The organism is Testudinibacter crocodili (assembly GCF_006228025.1).
Taxonomy (GTDB): domain Bacteria; phylum Pseudomonadota; class Gammaproteobacteria; order Enterobacterales; family Pasteurellaceae; genus Chelonobacter.
This window is the reverse complement of record NZ_VDHF01000020.1, coordinates 1-22,691: the sequence shown is the minus strand read 5'-3', so window position 1 is coordinate 22,691 and position 22,691 is coordinate 1. Positions and strand designations below refer to the sequence as shown.

Sequence of the window (22,691 nt, the reverse complement as noted above, 5' to 3'; positions counted from 1 at the left end):
GCTCATAATGGACTAACTAAACATCATAAGATTATGTTTATTAAAGATTTTTTAAATAAAAAAGGTTGCTAATTATTAATAAATTTAAATATTAGCAACCATTTTGTCTACTATGCCTCTTTGTCAATAATCTAGGGCGGATGCAATCCGCCCCTTGTATCTACGGCTGATTAATCTCTTTTTCAATGATCTGAATTCATCTTGTCGATGGAATAAGGCATTATTGTCACTGCCACAGCGTTATTTCTGGCTGTTGTTATAATATTGATACGCCTCGTCAATCGAAGCAAAATTGTGCATATGCCCTGCTTCTAACACCGCCGCATTATCACAATATTCGCGCACTGCTGCTGGGCTGTGCGATACCAAAATGATCGAACGATCTTTACGTTTTTCAAACAGTTCATGTTTACATTTAGCCGAAAAACGGGAATCGCCTACTGCAATCACTTCGTCGATCAAATAACAATCAAATTCTACCGACAGCGATAACGCAAACGCCAAACGGGCTTTCATGCCTGAAGAGTATTTTTTGACCGGTTCATACAGATAGTCGCCCAATTCGGAAAATTCTTCGGTAAAACGTTTGACATAATCAATATCGACATCATAGATGCGGCAAATAAAGCGCAAATTATCCATGCCGGTCAAACTGCCCTGAAAAGCACCGCTAAACGCCAACGGCCAAGAGATACTCATGCTACGATCAATCGTGCCGCTGGTGGGTGGCTCAACGCCACTGATTAAACGAATCAGGGTCGATTTGCCTGCACCGTTGCGCCCCAAGATCCCAATTTTTTCGCCTTTTTGCAGCTCGAAGTTGATATTGTGTAGCACAGGTCGCCAACCACTACGGGTTAAATACCGCTTACTGACGTTCTGAACACTAATCATGACGGTTCGATTCCTTCACTAAAGTTTTTCACCATGAGCAAACCTATCAAAAGCATCGCCAAATTACAGACTAAAATGTACCAAGGATTTTCATAAGTGACTACACTGGAACCAAAATAACCATGACGAAACATTTCTGTACCGTGGATCATCGGAATCCATAACACATATTTATGTGCCTGCACCGGTAGTGTATGTACAAAAAAGAAGGCTCCAGATAGCGGCAACATCACAAAACTCAAGGTTCCCCAAATTTTACCAAACGGCTCTATATGATATGCAATAGAACAGATGATGAAACCTAGCCCAGCGGCAAACATCGCCATCAACATCCACGCTAATAGCATATAAAAAATATCTTGTGGCGGTTCAATCCAATTAATTGCAATTAGAATTGCCATAATCGTAATTTGTGCAATCGTTGCTCCGGCTACTTCTAGCAACATTCGGGAAATCAGAGTATCCAGCACCCTAACATTACGGTGATAAAGTAGGCTAATATTGCCTGAAATCGCACCAATCGAGCGATTTGATGCATTACGCCACATCATTGCCATTGGATAACCAGTAATCACAAAAGCAATAATATTTAAGGTTGAAATACGATCTGCTCGTAGAAATTTCCATAACAACACGATCACCAGTGTTAACAATAGTGGTTCGACAAACAACCATAAAAAACCAATATTTCTACGCCCATAACGAGTGATGATTTCACGCATCAATAAAGCGCCAATCACCCTTTTTTGAATGGAGCAGGATTGTCGAAACGTAGTTTGATCACCGTATTGCATCAGTTTTTATGCTCTCTCACACTGGCTAACATCAGGCTTAATACCCCATACAACATTAAACCAATAATTAACGTGGCAAAAATATTGTAGATTCGATACGGTTCTAAGGCTAAATCCGGTTTACTCGGTTGATTGATGACTTCCAAATAAAGTTGCTGACGATCGGCCTCGCCTTTGGCATTTTGTAGAGAGGTGATCGAGGTCGTCAGCTGTTGTTGCGCCAAGGTATTGCTCAATACCAAACGTTGATATTCTGCCGTTTGATTGGCAATGGAATCTCCACCGCCAAAAATGGTTTGAATTTGCTGTTGAATTTCAGAACGAATACTCTTTTCGCGTGCCTGCAAGGTTCTAACCTGTGGGTTTTGTGGTGAGATCGCTCGCACTTGATCCAACTGTGTTTGAATATTGATCAATTCATCTTGCAATTTTGAGATCAAGGCCAACTGCACTTCCGATTGCGCCTGCAAATCAAAAATTCCGTTCTTAATACGATACTCACTCAATGCCGTTGCTGATTCTGTCACCCGCTGTTCCGCCTCTTTTACGGATTGCTCAGCAAAAATAATGGTATCACGTCTAGCTCGCTCATTCAGGCGATTAATCAGGGTTTCGCCTAAACTCAATAACTCAGCATTAATTTTTTGCCCATCTTCAGCATTAAAAGCCCGAATCGTTAGAGTTGCAATACCAGAAGCTGTATCTAAACTAACCGATTCTCGTTTTTGAAAATAGCGATAAAAAGCCTCTTTTTCATCGCTTAAACCAAATGGATTAAAACGACTGAATAGATCGCCCTGTGTTTCATAAAATTGCCGAACCGGCAACACCGCTTCCAATTGCTCCAATGCACTACGCGAGCGCATAAATTCTTGCACAGTATAAGTATCGTCTTGTGAACGAGCAAAACCGACACTCTGTAACAGCGCGCCAACACCACTCAATGAGGCTTGACTGCGTGAAGAACGAACCACAAAACTGGACTCGGAAAGATAGATATCTGACGCCCAGAAAGTGAAATAAAAGATTGAACAAAAGGTTGGAATCAATACCGTCACCCAAAATAACGGATTAAATTTCCGCCAAATGCGTTTAGCTTTAATCGGTTTTAGCACTGGCTTCTCTGCGACTAATGTAGTCTCTGTCATCATATCACCCTATTAATTCGATAAATTATTGACACTGTTAGCCGTGCTGGTGACCGGCGAGGTAATCGAGAAAATAATTCTCAAGAATTTTTGGAATTCCGCTAACGGCGCATTCGAAACATACACAATATCTTTATTTTGAATCGGGAAACGCTGCAACCAAAACAGTGATTTTGGCTCTAACAAATTGAGGCGATACACTGTCGGCACATCCATACCAACACCATAACCACGCCCCTGCCAAGTAGCTTTATCTTGTGCACTCAGCTTCTCAAACGGCAAATAACGGAACACAAACACCCCACGTGGATCAGAACGAGTGTCAATCAACCCGCCCATGCGGCCGATAGCTTCCGCCAACGTCAAACCTTTAGCCGAAAACCGCACTTCACGATTGCTACCCACCGCCCCAAGTGCGGTAAAGCTCAATGGATTATTTAATAACGAAATCACATCGCCAGAACGCAATCGGATATTTTCATTTGGATTAGACGCCAGTCTTTCTAACGAAATGGTTTTGACCTCACTGCCGCGAGTCAACTGCACTGAAATATCATAAGCATTTTCCGTCGCCCCGCCAACAGCCGCCACCGCATCCAACACCCTTTCGCCATGGGCTGTCAGCGGCATACGGACGCTGTTGCCTTGGCGCAACACAGTGACATTGGCCGAATTGTTTTTCACCAAACGCACCATCGCCTGTGGCTGATTCGCCATCGGACTTAAGCGACGCACAATCTCTTTTTGAATCTGCTCCGGTGTTTTGCCTCGCACTGAAATAGCCCCTAAGAATGGAATCGTAATTTTGCCACTCTCACTCACCATCTGCTCCGGCAAACTGGTCAACTGCGCCCCACCGGTTCCACTTTGATTCAGTACCCCACCAAACAATACCGCCGGCGCCGCTTCCCAAATCATCACGTCCAGCGTATCGCCCACATTCACCGCACCGTTATAGCTATTCGCATTGGCAAAATGGCTAAACGACTGCGCCTGCTGCTGGTTGAAAAGTGCGGTAGCGACATTATCCTCCACCTCCACCACTTCCACCGTCGGCAGATTTTCCGTGTTTTGATTTTGCAAATCCATCACCCGACTTTGGCTAGGCCCCGAAGTCGGCATGCTATTACAGGCTGCCAGCGTTAGGCAGCAGAGGGAAAGGGTTAGTTTTTTCATCTTCATCGTTATAATTTCTGCATTGGTATTGTGTGAGATAAATCATGAGACTCAATTTAAGCATAATTGTAGCATTGTATTCCTTAAATTAGCCACAGAAAATCCCTTAGCAAGTAGAGGTTTTATATTCAATTGGGCTCATGTCATTCAGCCACAGTACAATACATCGTATTTGAACAGCAGCTGTAAATGATGCAAGCATTTTAGCATAACGAGTAGCAATGCCGCATCAACGTTTTAAATACAAAAAAGCATTCCCTACAAGATGACAGATGCGATACAGCTCTTTATCATAGCTACGTTGCTGCTTGCGGCGGTTGCTTTTCGGCGAGATAACTGCTTCACACTTTTGCTGGGCTGATTTCTCAATAATCTCATTGCTGTCATAGCCTCTATCTGCCCAACAAGTTCTCAGCGGCAATCCCGTCAATCAAGGCTATTGCCTGCGTGCAATCAGAAACAGTACCTGGCGTAACAATAACTCTGATCGGCATACCATACGCATCCACGACCAAATGTATCTTGGTATTAAGCCCTCTTTTGTAAGTCCCATCGCTTGGTTGTAGCCTTTCGTTCCTGCTGCGTGCAAGTGAACCTTACAGTGTGTGGCATCAATCATCAGCCACTCGAAATCTGATTGGTCAATCATCGCTTCAAGTAAGCTTTCCCACGTAGCATTATTGCGCTAACGAATAAATCACTGGTTCAGCATTTCATTTGCCATATTCGGGCGGTAAATCGCACCACGGAGCACCAGTACGCAATATCCACAATACGGTATTGATAAAAAGGAGATTATCTCGCGCAATGCCGCCCCGTTGTCCCTTTAGTCCGTGTAAATGAGGCTCTAATAAAGCCCAAGCTTGCTCGGATAAGTCGTGGTAGCGCTGGAAGTTGGTCATGAGGAATCCTTAAATAGGATAGATTTATACTAAATATTGATCCTAAATAAGATAACTTAAAACTTGTGCAAACACTATATAGCTCAAAATATAATCAAATTAGGTATTCTTCATATCCGTCAATGCTTTAAACGCATGCGAGGTAAATTCGTAAACTTACCCTAAAAAGGCACAAGCTAAAATCAGAGATTTCTGTCATCATCATCTTGATGGAGGAAATCATGAAACGTTCAAAATTTACAGAAACTCAGATAGTGAACATTTTAAAATTAGCCGAGCAAGGTGCCAAAGTGACCGATATTTGTCGGGAGTACGGCATTAGCATTGCAACGTATTACCAGTGGAAAAGCAAGTACGGTGGCTTAGAGGCGTCCGATTTAAAACGCTTATGCGATATAGAGGCAGAAAATGCAAAGCTAAAGAAAATGTACGCTGAGTTAGCGTTGGAAAATGCAGCGATCAAGGATTTGCTGGGAAAGCTTTAACGCCGGAGCGACGACGAGAAGCGGCTCAACACTTGGTTGAGCAGGGGTTACTCTCGATTTCCAAAGCGTGTCGTTTGACACGCCTTTCTCGTCGCAGTTGGTACCGGCCTGACCCAAGTCTGCTGCGCCTTGAACGGGATCAGCCGATTATTGATGCCCTCAATGCGATTATTCAGGAGCCAACGCATACTCGTTGGGGCTTCTGGAAATGTTTTTATCGATTGAGATTGGATGGTCAAGTCTGGAATTTTAAGCGAGTATGGCGTATTTACTGTGCGATGAATTTAAATCAAAACGTCGTACTAAAAAGCGGTTGCCAGAACGAAAGCCTGCCCCTTTAGCGGTTCCTGCTGAATCGAATTATAGTTGGTCCTTTGACTTTATGAGTGATGCACTTTATAACGGTACACGTTTCAGAGTACTGAATATCATTGATGAAGGCATCAGGGAAGCCTTAGATATCGTGGTTGATACCTCGCTACCAGCAACCAGAGTGGTGAGAACCTTGGAGCAGCTTAAAGCAGAAAAAGGGCTGCCTAAAATGATTCGCATGGATAATGGCAGTGAAATGACCTCACATGTCTTTATTGATTGGTGTGAAGCGAATAACATCACGCTTTGTTATATTGAGCCTGGCAAACCGAACCAAAACGCCTATATAGAGCGATTTAATCGTAGCTATCGCACAGAAGTTCTAGACCCGCATTTGTTCTCCTCGTTAGCTCAAGTGCAGGAGCTAAGTTGGGCTTGGATGTTAAGTTATAACGAGGAACGACGCCATGAATCACTGGGTAATTTCCCCCCTGGGGAATTTACCCCCTAGCGAATTTAAACGACAGTTAGCAGCAGAAGTCTCTAGTTATGAACTGTGCGCTTGACGGTAAGCTTACGGTATTATCTGAACAAGAGATTGATAACTTAGTTGGGATTAATTATACAGGTGCAATTAACGTTGCCATTGCTGCAAAACCTCACTTGGAGCAAACAAATGGAATGTTATTAAATTTCACATCCAGTTCATACACACGAGGACGAGCATATTACTCAATCTATTCATCTTCTAATGCTGCTATAGTTAATTTTACCCAAGCATTGGCCGAAGAGTGGAGGCACTTCAAAATTCGGGTCAATTGCATAAATCCTGAAAGAACAAAAACTCCAATGCGGACAAATAATTTTGGTGCCGAAGATCCCTCACTATTACTTAGTGCCGAAGAAGTTGCTCATACTAGTCTTGCTATGCTACTTAATAATAAAAGTGGTTTAATCATCGATATTAGGAAAGATGGACGGTAACCTTTAACCGGGTATACAGATCAAAGTATGCATTATATTTATATAGATACCAAAATCACTGGCGCCATACAACAATTAATCGGCTATTTTGTTTCCGATATTTTCGATTATCGAGATTTCTTTGTTTATTTCAAAACCTATAAAAAGAATACAGCTCACTTTTCTAAATTACTGGCGGCTTATCATATTCAACATAAAGGTTTTAAAAAAATTTCCGAAGTAAAAATGGACGATGGTAGCATAGTATTTTATCCTTTTAATGCCCAATCCAACTGCCGGATAGTATCCAACCGTAGGCTGGCACATATCTTTGTTACTCACGGAGAAAGCAATAAAGTTTCCTCAGTTAAGCCGATTATCCGCATTTATGACTATGTGATTACGGCTGGGCAAGCCGGTATCGACCGCTTGGTGCGCCATGGTATTTTTACCCCATACGATGTCGAACACAACCGCATTATACCAATGGGAGACACTTTCATAGGGCAAACCGGTTTATCCTCTTCTACCCCTCAACAACATACCATCTTTTACGCACCTACTTGGGAAGGAGGCATTCCATCAGAAAACTATTCCAGCCTTGCTCACCAAGGTTTGCTAATCGATGTTTTAGTGCAAGCAGCCAAACATTATGACCTGCCCTATATTATAATTAAGCCGCATCCCAATACCGGTCACCGTCTGAAAGCGTACAAAGAATACGTCATTCGGCTGGCTGCGGCTTTAAAAGTACAAGGTCTAATTCCAGCAATCTACGCACCGCATCTAGATATTTCTTTCTTCACAAGAATTCGCCTAAAAAGACAAGGCATCAACTTAATAAAAAATTTATCTGTCTACCATGCGGTTGCTGGTTTTTGCGATGTTTCTGCTATAGAGACCCAACTGCTGAATGAAAAAATACCTTACGGCTTGCTATGTAAGCAGGAGCATTTCAGTTATTTACAGTCAGCTGGTATCCTCAAGCTCTACCATGAAAATTTAATCTGCTTCGATCAGCCAGCTCAAAGCAACTACAGTGCTCCCTACCTCTCGCCAGAATTGAGAGCCTATATGATAGACAACACTTTCGAGCAAATTCCTTTTTATTCCAGAATAAAAAAACTGGCAGAGCTTATTCAATAAACACATTATTTTAGTTAAGGAAATCAAAACGATGAAAATCTGGCTATTCGGTACTTACAAATGGCATGGCAACCCCAAGGCATTATTCCTCTACATGACAGCCAATTGCCGTAACACCCACGATTGCTGGTGGATTGCCGATAATAAAGAAGACGCAGATAGCTTGAAAAAGCAAGGAATCGAAAAAATCACTTACAGTAACAGCAGCAAAGCATCGAATCTATTCGCCCGAGCAGACGTTTACGTTACCGAAAATTTTCGTGAAAACTACCCGCAAGAAATACCTGAAGATCTTGTCATCTTCAATACTTGGCACGGAGTGGGGCTCAAACACATCGAGCTGGCTTTAGGTGAGCAATCCGTATTGGCCAATGGCGTGGTACGCAAATACATCAAAAACCATACTTTATATAAAGACAACACCTATTTCCTAGCAACCTCACAAGCCATGGAAGAGCATTTTCTGGAAGAAACCGTGGTCAAGCCCAACCAGATTATCCGTGGTAGCTACCCCAGAAATGTCGTTTACAGCCAAAATATCTCAACCTATGATTTTGCCCAGGTGAGCCATATTGATTTAAGCAAAGCAAATCAAGTCATCTTATTCGCTCCTACCTACCGCATTACTACCATCGAAGGTATATTCCAATACCTGCTGCCAGACTTGGAAGCCATTAAACAGCAGATGCAAGCCCAAAATAACGTCTTTATCATCAAAGTACATCCTTTTATGACCAAAGACGCCTACCACCAGCAAATGCGTACAGCCTACCACAATGACCAGCATATCCTGTTTTGGAATGACGACTACGATATTTACGAAATCTTCAACCAAATCGACATTGCCATCATCGACTATTCCAGCATTTTTTACGACCTGCTGGAAGCCGGTGTCAAACGCTTTGTCCGCTATATTCCCGATTACGAAGAATACATCAGCCATTCCGAATTTATCGGTGACTATTTCAGTCTGACTGCCGGAGAGATTGCCAAAGATTTCAACAGCCTGCTGAACATCCTGAAACACCCTTTGGCCAAATCCTCAGATCTTACCCATATCCAGGATTATTTCTTCTCTTATGCCGATCACGGCAGTATCCGTGAAATGATTGAAGAAATCGACCAAATTCAGGTGGTACACGACACACACAAAGAGCTGCATAGCTTCGACATTTTCGACACCCTGATTCGCCGCAAAAGCATGACCCCCTTCAGCATTTTCTACTACATGCAGAAAATCATGCTGAATGATCACGCCACTACCCTGCCGACATATGTTATCGACAACTGGGTACGGGTGCGTTCACAAGCCGAATATGATATTCGCGATGCCTACGCCAAAACCCAGCTGGAAAGAAACAGCGACAGTCTTGAAATCACTCTCGACGACATTTATGGCCAGCTCAAACTACATCTCAACCTCCCAGATACACAAATCGATTACCTGAAACAATTGGAAATTGATGCGGAAATCGAATATATCGAGCCAATTCCCGAACGTATCGAGCGCTTGCAGCAAGTCAAGGCAGCCGGACACGATGTGATACTCATGAGCGACATGTATCTGCCCAAGGCCGTGATTCAGGCCATGTTGGAGAAAGCCGCCCCCGGGCTGCTGGAAATCGAACTCTATCTCTCAACGGAAGTTGGCCACCAAAAATCCACCGGCAAACTATTCAAACATGTTTTCTTCAAAAATAAATATGACTATTCCCGCTGGGTGCACTACGGCGACAATATCAAAGCAGACGGCACCTCACCGCGTCGCTTTAACATCCAAACCTTTGTGCACCATCCCGATACTTTTATTCGTTTTGAAAGCACCATGATTGAGGCCATGAGCATACGCGTGCGCCATGATGCCTACCTTCTGGCAACCAAATGGCAGCGCTTCCGTACCGAAGCAGTCAAGTACAGCGAGAGCAATCAGGAATTCGACCAAAAGTACTATGCTTATGCTTATGCCGGCAGCGCCTTGGTTCCTTATGTGCACTGGAGTATTTTAGATGCATTGCAACGCGGCTATGAAACCCTGTATTTCATTTCTCGCGACGGCCACTTCCTAAAGCAGATTGCCGACCAAATCATTGCCCGCAAAGGCTATCGCATCAACACTCGATTCATCTATGGCTCACGTCAGGCATGGCGCGTGCCCTCCTACATTGATGAGCTGGATTCCGAAATGTTTGGCGGGTTCGGCAACTTTGTCGGCATGGATTCTTTCGATGATCTGGTAAAAGCCAGCTGGATTTCCGAACAGGAGTTGCTTGAGCTTTTTCCCCAATTCGCCACTCTGAAAAAACTGCCGCATCTGCGGGGAGAAACTGCGGAAAACATCCGCTCCATTCTAAAAAACTCTCCGGTATACCACCAAAAAGTATTGAAAATCGCAGCCGAACGACGCGAACTGGTGTGTGAATACCTGAAACAAAATATCGACTTCAACGAACGCTTTGCCTTTGTAGAATTTTGGGGGCGTGGTTATACCCAAGACGTATTCGCACGCTTACTGGAAGCCAGTGCGGGTAAAACCGTGGATACCAATTTCTATTATGCTCGCAGTTTCGCCCCCAACAAACCGAATATCCACCGCCACAACTTTATCGTCGCGTCGAAAAACTTTTCTTATTTCGAGCCGATCTTTGCCAGCACCCCCTACCGCAGTATCACAGAATACTATCAAGATCAACAGAGTGGCAAAGTCAATGCTGTTATCATACCACAACCGAATGATATGGCAGCCGTATTCGAAGAGCAATTCAGCCACTTTATTCAAGATTATCTTGATGTTGTCACTACCGATAATATGCAATTCATCTATGAATTGGCGAATTTCAGCTACGACTACCAGCTGAAAAACCACAACGACCAGTTCATCTGTTCAGTATTTGCATCGCTGAAAGACAACATCTCAAGTTATGGCGAGACACGCGAATACGCACCGGCAATTACACTCAAACAGTTACAGGCGGCCACCTCCAAACAGGATTTGGACAAATTGACCACATCAATCGCCATTTCTTTAGCCCGCAGTAAAGAAGATGCCTATCAGTATTATCAAAAAGTCTATGCCAAAATGAAGTTTCCAAAAGTAAGCAGCGGTTTATCTAGACGGGTCTATGCAGTCAATGATCTGAGCGACTACGTCTATGCAGTTAAGCCTCCCTTCCAGGCTTGCTGCATCAAAAACAATGCTCTTTATACAGATGTATCATTCAACGAAGACACAAAACGCACCGATATGATTTTCCCTGAAGGTAAAGTTTTTGACGTAATTGCGATTGAATGGCTAAAAAACGGTGTACCACGACTGGTTACCAGAGAAGGCTATTTGACTGCGCACAAGCAATGGGTAGCTTATTACGGCATCCCACCAACTAGCGAATCCAAGAAGCAAAATGTTCCACAGAAATTACAAGATAAACATAAAAAAACCAAGGAGAAATTTAATCACGCAACTGCAAAGATAACCGAATTGGAATCGGAACCATCTAGTCGGTCAATAAAATCAAGAAAATTAAATAAATTCAGACGTAACCCTTATCTATTTTTTAGAGATTCAAAAAATCCTGCCACCCGGGTACTGCAATATTGCTTTAATGAGCAACACTTTGTTGGCAAGTTATTGTCTAATCTGATACGCCGTTACCTATAGATAAAACCCGTTGGCTGATACGACTACAAAGGCTGTATCAGCCATACCAAATCACCTGATATTCTGAAAGGAAAGCCATCATGGCCGCCAAAATGAATAAAAACTTTATTGCACAATTAATCGAAAAATTAGAAACTGTCAATAAATCTAGTTACCATATTTTTACCGAACAAGATTTGACTCTGAGGAAATTGACTCAATCCAACCAAGAAGCCAGAGAAAAAATTACTAAAGAATTTTTACAACTGGCTTCTATGCTCAATAAGAATGAATTAACCAAATTTAGTACTCAACGGCAGAGCATCGTCAATAATTTGTTACAAGCTCCTTATGACGCGAAGGCCGCGTTTGGCATGCATAAGGCTTTTTTTGCTGAACGGCACGAAATGGCTATGTTTATTTTGGAAAACCTGGTCGACTTGAAAAAAATTACTCAATACAAAATCGACAATGCCACTCCAGCAGGCTCGTATAAAATAAAAGTATTTACATATTGGCATGATGCTAACAGCTTACCGCCTTTGGTTTCACATTGTCGCGCAAGTCTGAAAAAATACATTTCATCAGAATTTGATTTGATTATTCTGGATGAAAACAACTATAAAGATTGGATTGACTGTGATTTGGAAAATCTGAGAAACAGTATATCCCAAGCCCACTTTACCGACTTGCTAAGGCTTCGCCTGCTCGAAAAATGGGGGGGATTTTGGCTTGATGCTACCTGCCTGTTATCTGAAGATTTTTACACTGCAACCCATACCATCAGACAACAAGAACACTTTTTCTTTTCTTATATTAATTCCCGTGTAGGCAACTGGTTTATCTGGAGCAAGCCCCATAGCTACGTTATTACCATGATTTCAGAAGTATTAACATGTTGGTGGGCTCAAAAAAACCGGTTGACCAACTACTTCATGACCCACGACATTATTGAAATGTTGTATTGGGTGGATGATGAATACAGAAAGCATTGGGACAACATGTACAAACTACATCCGAAAAACGCCCTATTAATACTTAGAGAGTACAATACTATCTGCTCCAAAGATGAATTTAATATTATGCTAAAATCATCTTTTGTTCACAAATTGAATTATAAATACGATACTAACAAAATTACCAAATCAGGTTCCTTGGATCGATTGCTCCATAATGAAAACGATCAGTAGTATAAATGATTACTTATAAGATAAACTGAATAATCAATTCCAATATTACACAGGATACCACTGAATAATCACCAATACGATTAAAGCAACATTTTACAAATTATAATGTTATTACTGAATTTCACTTAATTTTCTAAATCTAATTTAAATCCAACTTGAAAATATAACGAAGGTACTTATGTTCACTTTAACAAACATTCACAATTCTAACCCCTTCACCCTTTTCGGTGGTATCAACGTCCTTGAAGATCTTGATTCCACACTAAAAGCCTGTGAACAGTATGTGGCAGTAACGTCCAAACTCAATATTCCGTTTGTGTTTAAAGCATCTTTCGATAAGGCAAACCGCTCTTCGATTCATTCTTATCGTGGTGTCGGGTTGGAAGAAGGGATGAAAATTTTTGCACAGGTGAAAAAAGAGTTTAATGTGCCGGTAATCACCGATGTACATGAACCTTGGCAGGCTGCGCCGGTTGCTGAAGTGGTGGATGTGATTCAATTGCCTGCTTTTTTGGCACGTCAAACCGATTTGGTTGAGGCGATGGCGAAAACTGGGCGGGTGATAAATATCAAAAAACCACAATTTTTAAGCCCACATCAAATGGGTAATATTGTCGAGAAATTTAAAGAAGCCGGTAATGATAAATTAATTTTGTGTGAACGCGGGGTTAATTTTGGTTATGACAATTTAGTCGTGGACATGCTCGGTTTCGGGATTATGAAAAAAATCAGTGGTGGTATGCCGGTGATTTTTGATGTCACTCACTCGCTGCAACAGCGTGAAGCGGGTGCAGCGGCTTCTGGTGGGCGTCGTAACCAGGTATTGGATTTGGCATTGGCAGGCATGGCAACCGGCTTAGCCGGGCTGTTTCTGGAATCACACCCGAATCCGGATCAAGCCAAATGTGATGGTCCAAGTGCATTGCCGCTGAATCTGCTGGAAGATTTCTTAATCCGTATCAAGGCAGTAGATGACGTGGTTAAAGCTTTTCCGGTGTTGGATATCTGCTAATCTGTTTTTTGTTTGATATGCCAGGTTAATATTTGGTATATCATTTACTTCGGGTTATAACCATAAAAATTTCGAGTTTTAGGATTATAACCCTAAAACTTTTCTAAACAACTGTACTATACTATTCTCATTTAGCTGACATTAATCATTGCTTATGAAACCCAAATCCTTGATTTTTTCCCGTGGCATTTTAGCGATACCGCACTTGCGCTCTTTTTTGCCAGATGTTGAAATGGTGGCAAAAAGTCTTTTTGGGTCATTGCAAGTGGATCAAGTTTTGGGGTGGGGATTTCGCCCTTCAACTCAGAAAGCACGTGGCTATGCAGCAAAGCACCAATTGCCCTATGTTGCACTGGAAGATGGTTTTTTGCGTTCGTTGGGGCTGGGTGTACAGGGCTATGCGCCGTTTTCAATGGTGGTTGATGATCTTGGGATTTATTATGCTACAGAAAAATCTTCGCGACTTGAGCAGTTAATTTTGGATAAGTCAGCTGATGATGGATTATTGCAACAAGCTGAAACCGCACTTGAGTTGATTTGTGGTTATCAACTATCTAAATACAATCACGCACCGAATTTCGTAGCACCTGCAAAAAATAAAGACATTGTATTAGTGATCGATCAAACCTTTGGTGATATGGCGGTGAAATATGGGCAAGCTGATGCAGCCAGTTTTCAAGATATGCTGCAAAGTGCGGTTGCTGAAAATCCGGAGGCGGAAATTTGGGTGAAAACTCACCCTGATGTAATCAGTGGCAAAAAGAAAGGTTATCTGACCGCACTTTCTGCTGAGTTTTCTCAAGTGCGGTTATTGGCGCAAGATATTAGTCCACTTTCATTGCTGAAACAGGTAGATAAAGTCTATTGTGTCACTTCACAAATGGGATTCGAGGCGCTATTTGTCGGCAAACCGGTGGTGACATTTGGTGTGCCGTGGTTTGCCGGTTGGGGGTTAACCGACGATCGCCATCCTCAAATCCGCATCATGCAACAACAGCAACGCCGTGCCGACCGCACTTTATTGCAGCTGTTTACCGCCGCTTATTTGCAATACAGCCGTTATATTAATCCGAACAACGGGGAGGTCGGGACGATTTTTGAGGTGATTGACTATCTTCACCAAGCCAAATTATTGAACCAGCGCTTGAGTGGCAATCTTTATTGTATCGGGATGTCACTCTGGAAAAGAGCGGTGATCAAACCTTTTTTCCGTTTTCCAAGCTGTCAATTACATTTTGTTGCCTCATACAAAAAACTGCAATCTAAACCTTTAAAAAAGGAGAGCCGCTTATTAATCTGGAGTCAGGGCAAACCGCAACTACTGGCTTATGCCGAGCAGCATCAACTGCCGGTGTTACGCATGGAAGATGGATTTATCCGCTCGGTCGGGCTCGGCTCCAATTTGGTGGCGCCACTTTCCTTAGTGATCGATGATTTAGGTATCTATTTTAATGCCCAGTCGCCTTCTCGCTTAGAGGATATTCTGCAAACCCAAGCGTTTTCCGAACAGGATTTGCACAGCGCTGAGCAGCTTCGACAGCACTTAATTGCGGCTAATATCGGCAAATATAATATCGGTGATACGGAATTTAGCCTCGATAGCCACAATAAAAAATCGATTTTAGTGCCGGGGCAGGTGGAAGATGATGCCTCGATCCGCTTTGGTTCGCCACAAATAAAAAGTAATCTTGAATTATTACAACAAGTGCGGTTAAATAACCCCGATGCTTATATTGTTTATAAACCGCATCCCGATGTGTTGAGTGGCAACCGTGTCGGTGCAATCAAATCCGATATTGTTTTGCAATATGCCGATGAAATTGTCGAAAATGCAAATATTTTACAATGTATTCAACACGTTGATGAAGTGCACACGATGACCTCTTTAGCCGGCTTTGAGGCGCTGTTGCGACATAAAACCGTGCATTGCTACGGGCTGCCGTTTTATTCCAATTGGGGGCTAACTGTTGATCATTTATCGCTGGCAAGGCGTCAGCGAAAGTTGAATTTGGCACAGCTTATTTCAGGGGTGCTGGTGTATTATCCGCAATATGTTACCCCAAACGGTGGCAAAATGATCGATGTCCAAACAGCGATTGAGATTTTGCAGCAGCAAAAAAATCAGCTAAAAGACAGTGGATTACAACGTCATTGGATAAAAAAACAGCTAACCAAATTAAAACATCTTTACCTAGCACTAAAATAAACAGTTAATACATGCTTCTTGCTTTAAATTTGATAAGATGATTGAAATAATCATGATGTTGGAGTTTTATGCTTAGCCATAACTTAGATGATTTAATCACCTCTACCGAGCGTATCCTTTTGTTGCAAGGACCCATTGGGCATTTTTTTCAGGATTTTGCGCAATGGTTACAATCGCAAGATAAAACGGTATATAAAATCAACTTCAATGCCGGTGATGAATATTTTTATCCAAATACATTCGAAAATGCTTTTGCCTATCGTGATTCGATTGAACAATTTTCCGATTATTTAACCCGCTTTTGCCGTGAACATCAAATCGATGCCTTAGTCTGTTTTGGTGACAATCGGCATTACCACAAAATTGCCAAAAAAGTTGCCACTGCGTTAAACCTTTCATTTTGGGCGTTTGAAGAGGGCTATTTCCGCCCGGATTACATCACCTTGGAAAAAGACGGCGTCAATGCCTTTTCAACCATTCCGCATGAGGCTGATTTTTTTATCCACCGTTGCCCGCAGGCGGTGGAACCACCAAAACCGCAAAAAGTGGCGCAAGGCTTTATTCCAATGGCTAAACTGGCGATCAGTTATTATCGCAAAGCGTATTTAAACCGAGCGCAATACCCGCACTATCGCCATCACCGTATTCTGAATGTGCTGTATTACATTAAATTATGGATAATTTCTGGAATCAAGCGACTAAGCTATGTCATTCGTGATCACTCCTTTGCCAAAAAGGTAGAACAAGGACGTTTTGGCGACTTTTATATTCTGCCGCTGCAGGTGTATAACGACAGTCAGGTGAAAGTTCATAGCGACTACAGCAGTGTCGAGCAATTTCTGCGCCAAGTACTGGACTCTTTTGCTCAAACAGCGCCGGATAATTTAAGTTTGATCGTGAAACATCACCCGATGGATCGCGGCTTTATTGATTACCAACAAGTGATCAATGAATATAAGGCCCGCTACCCCCATTTGAATACACGCTTATATTACATTCACGATGTGCCGATGCCGGTTTTCTTACGCTATGGCAAAGGCATGGTCACACTGAACAGCACCAGCGGTATTTCTGCGCTAATTCACAGCATGCCGGTCATCACACTGGGGCGTGCCCATTACAATATTCCAGGCTTAACCTATCAGGGAACATTAGAAAATTTTTGGCATACCCCCGGAAAACCCAATATGAAACTGTTCTCCGCCTACCGCCGCTTTCACCTTAACAAAACCCAGCTGAACGGTAGTTTTTATAATCGTGTGATTCTGCGTTATCCGTATTATCCACAAAATTAAAGCTGATTTCTGTTCCTTGCTCCCCTAAAATTCTTTAGAGAACGTCAACCGCACTTGCTTATTTTGATTGGTATGAATCGGAATATTCGAGCGGTTGTCGCTGTAATGAAACGATAAACGCGGTGAGAATCCTCGCCATGACCAATCGCGTTTTAAAATATCCGCACTTACATTCCAGCGCTTGTCTTGGCGCTGAGTGCGAAAAAACGGATCGGCAGCAAGGTAACGGGTTGTGGTATAAGACAAATGCCCACCAAGGGTCAGTTGTTGAAAATCAAAATGGTGCCGAATGCCACTTTGCCAACTCAACGTGCGGTAAGCATAGCTCTTTTCCGCAGCCCGATTGAAGCCTTGCTGCACTCCCCAATAGTAACTGGTGCGACCTTGCGAAAGATGGATCAGTTTTGCCGTTGCCCAATGCTGCCAGCCACGCATATAGTCAAACTGCGGACGGTAGTGTAGCTGCTGTGACTCCCACGATAGCGCAAGTCGCCAATCCGGTTGGATACGCCAAGCATAATCCAAACGCAACACACCACCGTGGTATAACCCTTTATGTTGATACAGCACATGGTGTCCGCCCAGTGCAACATCCAGCGAGTGTCGTTGCTGTGTGCCGAAACTACGCCCCAGCATCAAGCGACTGACTGTTTGATCATTATATTTATTCGGAAAATCCGAATGCTGCAATGCACCGCTAACAAACCATTGATATTGCTGTCCGAAACGCTTTTCAGCGTTAATCCCCCATTGCATCCCAAGCCCGCGTTTTGCCTTGCTGGACTCAGTCAAAAAATATTCTTTGCCGTCTAAGATGAAAGATCGGCGGTTGCTGCCCTGATTGATATTGCTGCTTGGTACTAATGAAAAATGGAAGTTCAAATATGTAGTTTGATCTTTGAGATGTTGCAATCTTGAAAACACATTATTTTCCACCGCTTGCGGTAACTTTTGACTGAGCGCCAGATTAAATTGGTATTCTGCCGCTTTAATATCGCCGGATTTTGCCAGCGCATTTGCCAGTTCTAAACGTGGGCGGTGTAGACTGCTGTCAATTGCCAACATCTTGCGATAATAGCTGACCGCACTTTGCCATGCTTGCTGCTGCTCGGCAATTTGCCCAGCCAAAAACAGCCCATGCAGAGACGGAGGTACATGGTTTAATAGCGGTGCCAATGCCTGTTGCGCTGCCTGCCACTCGCCTTTTTTCATCTGCTGTAATACTGTCGGCAGAATATATTGCTCTAATTTCAAGAGCTGTTGTGTTGGTGCTGCTGTTGGTACCGCACTTAGTGTCGGCACGCTGTTGTCATGTTGATATTGCTGCGGTTCCGGTAAATTGTCGAGTTGGTAAGTTGGGATATTTTGTTGATTGAGTGTCGATAATTCAGCCGCTGTCGCAGGGACAGAGCCGATAAAAAGTGCGGTAACCCAAAGTGCGGTCAAAAACCTGTTGTTACGCCAATCATAAAACAGGGCATAAAAAATTGAGGATAAACACATGTTCCTATCCGATTGAAATATAAAAATTAAATGTTGCCAACGATTTAGAGGGGCAATGCCCCTCATTTGTGCTCAGCTACTTTGTAGCTGTAAAGCTGAAAGTGCGGTTTTATTCGCGTCTGGCACCAAAACCACCTAGATAGTTTTCGGTTTTATCTGCATTGCTGACCCCAAACACGCCGCCGGCTTCATCGGCTTGCGGACCGTAGAAACGACCATCAACTTGCCCGCTCATGGTTTTATCCGCGGTTTGAATATTGCCTTTGAAGGTGCCACTGCCATTGTTCCAAGCGGCTTTGCCCGACAGATCTAAATGATCAGCAGCCGTTGCTTGATCATTTTCCCAGGTGTACGTTTTGGTGTTGCTGGTAGCAAACTCCAGCTCACGTTTGCCGAAATCGGCTTTAATCGTCACATCGGAGGTGATCAAATCAACAGAGGAATCCTTATGATTACTTCCACTGGAAATGCCTTTATACTCTGCACTACCTTTAGTCGGCAATTCCGCTGCTGTGGTTTGTTGTCCCAGACTTTGATAGACAGACTCCGCTTCAATATTACCGGTCGCCTTGAATTTTCCGTAAGTCTGGTAATTCCAGTTTGCCACCGCCGGATCACGGAAAAAGTAAGCCGGACTTGAGTTACTGCTGTAAACCGCACCATATTGTCCACCGGCTTTCAATCCCGCATCGTAGATATCTTCGGCATCGACTATCCGATATTCGGTTATACGATCGATTTTCTCACCGACTTTATGGCTAAAAACCTGATAGGGTCCACGGTCACCGGTCAGAATCGCAGCCAACTTCCCCTCTTCGTTATAAAAAACTTTTCGAATACCAGCAAAATTCTGTCCTTCACCCACTTTTTTCACGCCATACTCCACTCGCAGGGTTGACTCATTATCCACTGTGCTTTTATGTAACCGCACAATTGGTGAGGTATATTCGTTATACGCAAAATCTTTCGGTAAGAACTCACCAGCCTTCGGCGTATTTTTATTCGCCGCCGGTAACGGTGCCACAGGTCCTTCCGGTTCTGGCTGCGGATTAGGTGCCGGTGTCGGCTCTGGCGTTGGAGTCGGCTCTGGCGTTGGAGTCGGCTCCGGTACCGGAATGGGTTCTGGTACCGGAACAGGGGTCGGGGTCGGTGTCGGCGTTGGTGTCGGTGTTGGTGTTGGTGTCGGCGTTGGTTGCACCACCACCGGAGGTTCATTGCTTGCCACTCCACCGTTTCCACCACAAGCAGTCAAGGTGAACATAGCTGCAATTGTCAGTGCAACACAACTGTAAGGTGCACGGATAAACGTTATTTTTTTCATATTCTGATAATTCCTCATTTTTTATAAATTGGCATAGCGTTAAAAAGCAAATTCGACACTTAGGGCATAATTTCGTCCTGGTGCCGTCAGGCGGTCATAGCCCAGCCCATCGACCTCAGCCACCACGCCAGTGGTTAATCCTGCAATGCCGGTTTGACGCAAGGCTTCCCAAGTAACATATTTGCTATTGGTTAAATTATACACGCCGCCACGTAATGTAACGTTTTTGCTTAACTCCACATAACCAACCCAATCCCAGGTATACCAAGATTTGCTTAACATCTTGACAACGGAAATATTTCTTGATTGGCGCTTATCAATATTCGGCAGTGTGCTGACTAGTTCGCTGGCTTTTTTGGCATCCGTGCGGGTAAAGCGTATGCCACTGCCCCATTTGCCTGACGGGGCGTCGTAATCCAAGCCCAATACTGTTTTTGCCGGCTGCAGAGTATCCATGGCATAACTGGTTTCTAGCATATTAGAACGATCACCAGACAATTTGCCCAGCTTTTTAGGATAAACTTTGCTATAGGCTGCACTGCCACTCAGCCCTTCCGGAAGCACGCTCCACAACGCATGAAAATCCAGCAAGGCGCGAATATTGAAACCTTCGGTATACGCTTTGGTCTGATTACCAAAATACTGTAACCCTGGTTCTAGCGGATCGTTGTAATTAGCTTCGGTCTTAGCTTTGAGCGTAATGAAATTAGTGTATTCGGAGCGGAAAATATTGGCATTGATATAACCTACCTTGCCATGAATATCGATACCGACTTCATGATTCAAGGCTTTTTCTGCTTTAATTTTATCTCGGCTCAAAGGACGCTGGTATTTATTCTCAAAATAGCGCTGGCCGCTGGTACCATACATTTCCTGCGCATTCGGTACACGGAAGCCGGTGCTGGCTTTATAGCTCAAGCTGATATTATCAGTTAACTTCAAGCCCATGCCGGCAGACCACGATAAGCTGTTGTATTTATCATTGCTAAAGTAAGGCCACGAGGAGTGATATTGATATTCGTCATAACGAATACCCCCGCTCAAATCAATATATGGATTCAATGTCCAATGATTACTCAGTCCGATATAGTAGTTTTTACCATTAATAGGGTGATAAATATCATTAAGCAAGGTATCCACAATCTGTGTTTTCCCGTTAAAATGCGGACTACAACCAAAGCGCTTGTCATCGTGGCAAGGATGATCATCTGCCACTTTCAACGCATATTCACGACGTTTATAACGATCCAACAAGCGATACTCGGAATGTCCTAAGCCGGCAAGCAGATCAACTTCATGCTTAATGCCCCAATACTCTAGGCTCTTACGACCACTGAAACGAACACGTTTATTTTGCTCGGTCAAACGGGCAACATTTTGACGCCAGTGCTGGTATCCCACAAACATTGAACCCATATCGCCCTGACGCAGGAAAAGCTCGCAGTCTCTATTCGGCTTATGCCCCATTAAAGTGCAACCTGCGGTAGTGTGGATCGAAGTAATATGGGTTTTCTCTTCATCGATCTCCAATTTTGCCGTGTCCAGCCAGCTGTTACGATTTTCAGATTGGTATTGATAAAACACGCCGACTCTATTTTTTTCATGGATATGATCGACAAATTTATAAAATGGGAACAACATCCGATAGTCGTAGCTGTGTCGAGTACCACTTGGATCAGCATCAGAGTAATTACGATGATATGGGCGCCGATGGTTAGATCGATCATCAATTTCATATTTTTGTTGAGTATCTTCAAACACAAACCCGACTGTGTGCTGCGGCGTCAATTCATACTGGAACTTTCCGAACCAAGAATCCGAACGATAGTCCATCGGGTTCGCCGCATTGCGGGTTATACCATAAACCTCATTCGGCGCTAGATCGATACTTTGAATACAAGCAATAGGGTCCGGTCTGCCAATACAATATCCATGTTGCGGGAAATGGTCGGGTCTGGTGGCATCTGCCCAACCTGCATTTCTCAAGTCCTCATATTGTTCGTCGGTCGGGAACATTCTGTTTAACGTTTGGTTCGGTGTTTTTGGGTGGGATTTGATTTCATGCCCGTCGCGTCGAGTATATTGCAACAATGCGGAGAAGCCACCGGCACGACCGGCTGCTGCAATTGAATTGCCCCAACGTTCATCTTTACTGGCATAGCTATTTTTGATATTTAACCCCCAATTCTGACCGGGCTTAATCACATCATCAGGCTCTTTGGTCACAAACATCACCGAGCCGCCTAATGCGCCATTTCCACTCATCACCGAATTCGCACCTTGGCTAATCTCTACTGCTTTGATATTTTCGAATTCGATTTCATTTTTTGCACCGCTGAAACCATCGGAATAATCTGAACGCGGCATAAAATTTTGTGCTTGTGAAATACCATCAACGGTAATCACCACCCGATCTTTGTCCACACCACGGATCGAATATCCCGCCGAAGCACCAGAACCTTGTTCATTAACCGCAATACCCGGATCATAACGCGTCAAATCACGAATATCATTGACCTGCTCTTTTTTAAGCTGCTCCGCATTTTTAAGCACACGGCTGATGCTACGCTGCGATTTACTGGTTTCGCTCGACTTTCCGACTACTTGAATTTCATCCAGTACAGCTCCTTTCTCCGATTCAGCAGCATAAGCAGTAAAGGGTAAAGCAAGGTGTCCGCCAAAGAGAGTTATAGCCACTATCCTTGATAGT

The 22,691-nt window shown here is 43.4% G+C and carries 14 protein-coding genes and 2 pseudogenes; 8 read left to right on the top strand and 8 right to left on the bottom strand.

The genetic code is table 11. The features are described from left to right. Positions 1–240: 240 nt before the first annotated feature. The 5 genes and pseudogenes from FHQ23_RS02375 to FHQ23_RS02355 form a co-directional block, all read right to left on the bottom strand. Positions 241–894, bottom strand: coding sequence for an ABC transporter ATP-binding protein (locus FHQ23_RS02375; RefSeq protein WP_139612885.1), 654 nt, complete (start codon positions 892–894; stop codon positions 241–243). Continuing rightward, entirely contained in the window at positions 891–1,688 is a 798-nt protein-coding gene (locus FHQ23_RS02370) for an ABC transporter permease (RefSeq protein WP_139612884.1), read from the bottom strand. Before FHQ23_RS02370 ends, FHQ23_RS02375 begins: the two co-directional genes overlap by 4 nt. Then, entirely contained in the window at positions 1,688–2,836 is a 1,149-nt protein-coding gene (locus FHQ23_RS02365; protein WP_139612883.1) for a capsule biosynthesis protein, read from the bottom strand. Before FHQ23_RS02365 ends, FHQ23_RS02370 begins: the two co-directional genes overlap by 1 nt. A gap of 12 nt (positions 2,837–2,848) precedes the next feature. Next, positions 2,849–4,018, bottom strand: coding sequence for a polysaccharide biosynthesis/export family protein (locus FHQ23_RS02360; protein ID WP_139612882.1), 1,170 nt, complete (start codon positions 4,016–4,018; stop codon positions 2,849–2,851). 100 nt (positions 4,019–4,118) lie between these two features. Next, positions 4,119–4,914 (bottom strand): annotated as a pseudogene (locus FHQ23_RS02355) (IS5 family transposase). A 221-nt stretch (positions 4,915–5,135) separates the two neighbouring features. Here FHQ23_RS02355 and FHQ23_RS02350 point away from each other — a divergent pair. From FHQ23_RS02350 to FHQ23_RS02315, 8 genes and pseudogenes are all read left to right on the top strand, one after another. Continuing rightward, a pseudogene (locus FHQ23_RS02350) lies at positions 5,136–6,222 on the top strand (IS3 family transposase). Positions 6,223–6,260: 38 nt separating this feature from the next. Continuing rightward, positions 6,261–6,695 carry an SDR family NAD(P)-dependent oxidoreductase gene (locus FHQ23_RS02345; RefSeq protein WP_139612881.1) on the top strand — a complete coding sequence of 145 codons (435 nt, stop codon included), beginning with the start codon at positions 6,261–6,263 and terminating at the stop codon, positions 6,693–6,695. Positions 6,696–6,722: 27 nt separating this feature from the next. Then, positions 6,723–7,820, top strand: coding sequence for a CDP-glycerol glycerophosphotransferase (locus FHQ23_RS02340; protein ID WP_139612880.1), 1,098 nt, complete (start codon positions 6,723–6,725; stop codon positions 7,818–7,820). Between the two features lie 4 nt (positions 7,821–7,824). Then, positions 7,825–11,475, top strand: coding sequence for a CDP-glycerol glycerophosphotransferase family protein (locus FHQ23_RS02335; protein ID WP_326480823.1), 3,651 nt, complete (start codon positions 7,825–7,827; stop codon positions 11,473–11,475). An 80-nt stretch (positions 11,476–11,555) separates the two neighbouring features. Continuing rightward, on the top strand, positions 11,556–12,644 hold the full coding sequence (locus FHQ23_RS02330) for a capsular polysaccharide synthesis protein (RefSeq protein ID WP_139612878.1): 1,089 nt from the start codon (positions 11,556–11,558) through the stop codon (positions 12,642–12,644). Positions 12,645–12,822: 178 nt separating this feature from the next. Then, positions 12,823–13,656 carry a 3-deoxy-8-phosphooctulonate synthase gene (gene kdsA / locus FHQ23_RS02325; RefSeq protein WP_139612877.1) on the top strand — a complete coding sequence of 278 codons (834 nt, stop codon included), beginning with the start codon at positions 12,823–12,825 and terminating at the stop codon, positions 13,654–13,656. A gap of 154 nt (positions 13,657–13,810) precedes the next feature. Next, on the top strand, positions 13,811–15,862 hold the full coding sequence (locus FHQ23_RS02320; protein ID WP_139612876.1) for a capsule polysaccharide biogenesis protein: 2,052 nt from the start codon (positions 13,811–13,813) through the stop codon (positions 15,860–15,862). Between the two features lie 68 nt (positions 15,863–15,930). After that, positions 15,931–17,157 carry a capsule polysaccharide biogenesis protein gene (locus tag FHQ23_RS02315; protein ID WP_139612875.1) on the top strand — a complete coding sequence of 409 codons (1,227 nt, stop codon included), beginning with the start codon at positions 15,931–15,933 and terminating at the stop codon, positions 17,155–17,157. Positions 17,158–17,181: 24 nt separating this feature from the next. Here the strand turns inward: FHQ23_RS02315 and FHQ23_RS02310 are convergent, their stop codons facing one another. From FHQ23_RS02310 to FHQ23_RS02300, 3 genes are all read right to left on the bottom strand, one after another. Next, the gene (locus tag FHQ23_RS02310) at positions 17,182–18,660 is read right to left on the bottom strand and encodes a surface lipoprotein assembly modifier (RefSeq protein WP_176552235.1); all 1,479 of its coding nucleotides are present in this window, start codon (positions 18,658–18,660) and stop codon (positions 17,182–17,184) included. A gap of 109 nt (positions 18,661–18,769) precedes the next feature. Continuing rightward, the gene (locus tag FHQ23_RS12340; protein WP_176552234.1) at positions 18,770–19,981 is read right to left on the bottom strand and encodes a transferrin-binding protein-like solute binding protein; all 1,212 of its coding nucleotides are present in this window, start codon (positions 19,979–19,981) and stop codon (positions 18,770–18,772) included. Between the two features lie 39 nt (positions 19,982–20,020). Next, a complete protein-coding gene (locus FHQ23_RS02300) occupies positions 20,021–22,678 on the bottom strand; it encodes a lactoferrin/transferrin family TonB-dependent receptor (RefSeq protein ID WP_176552233.1) in 2,658 nt (885 codons plus the stop codon). Between the last annotated feature and the right edge of the window lie 13 nt (positions 22,679–22,691).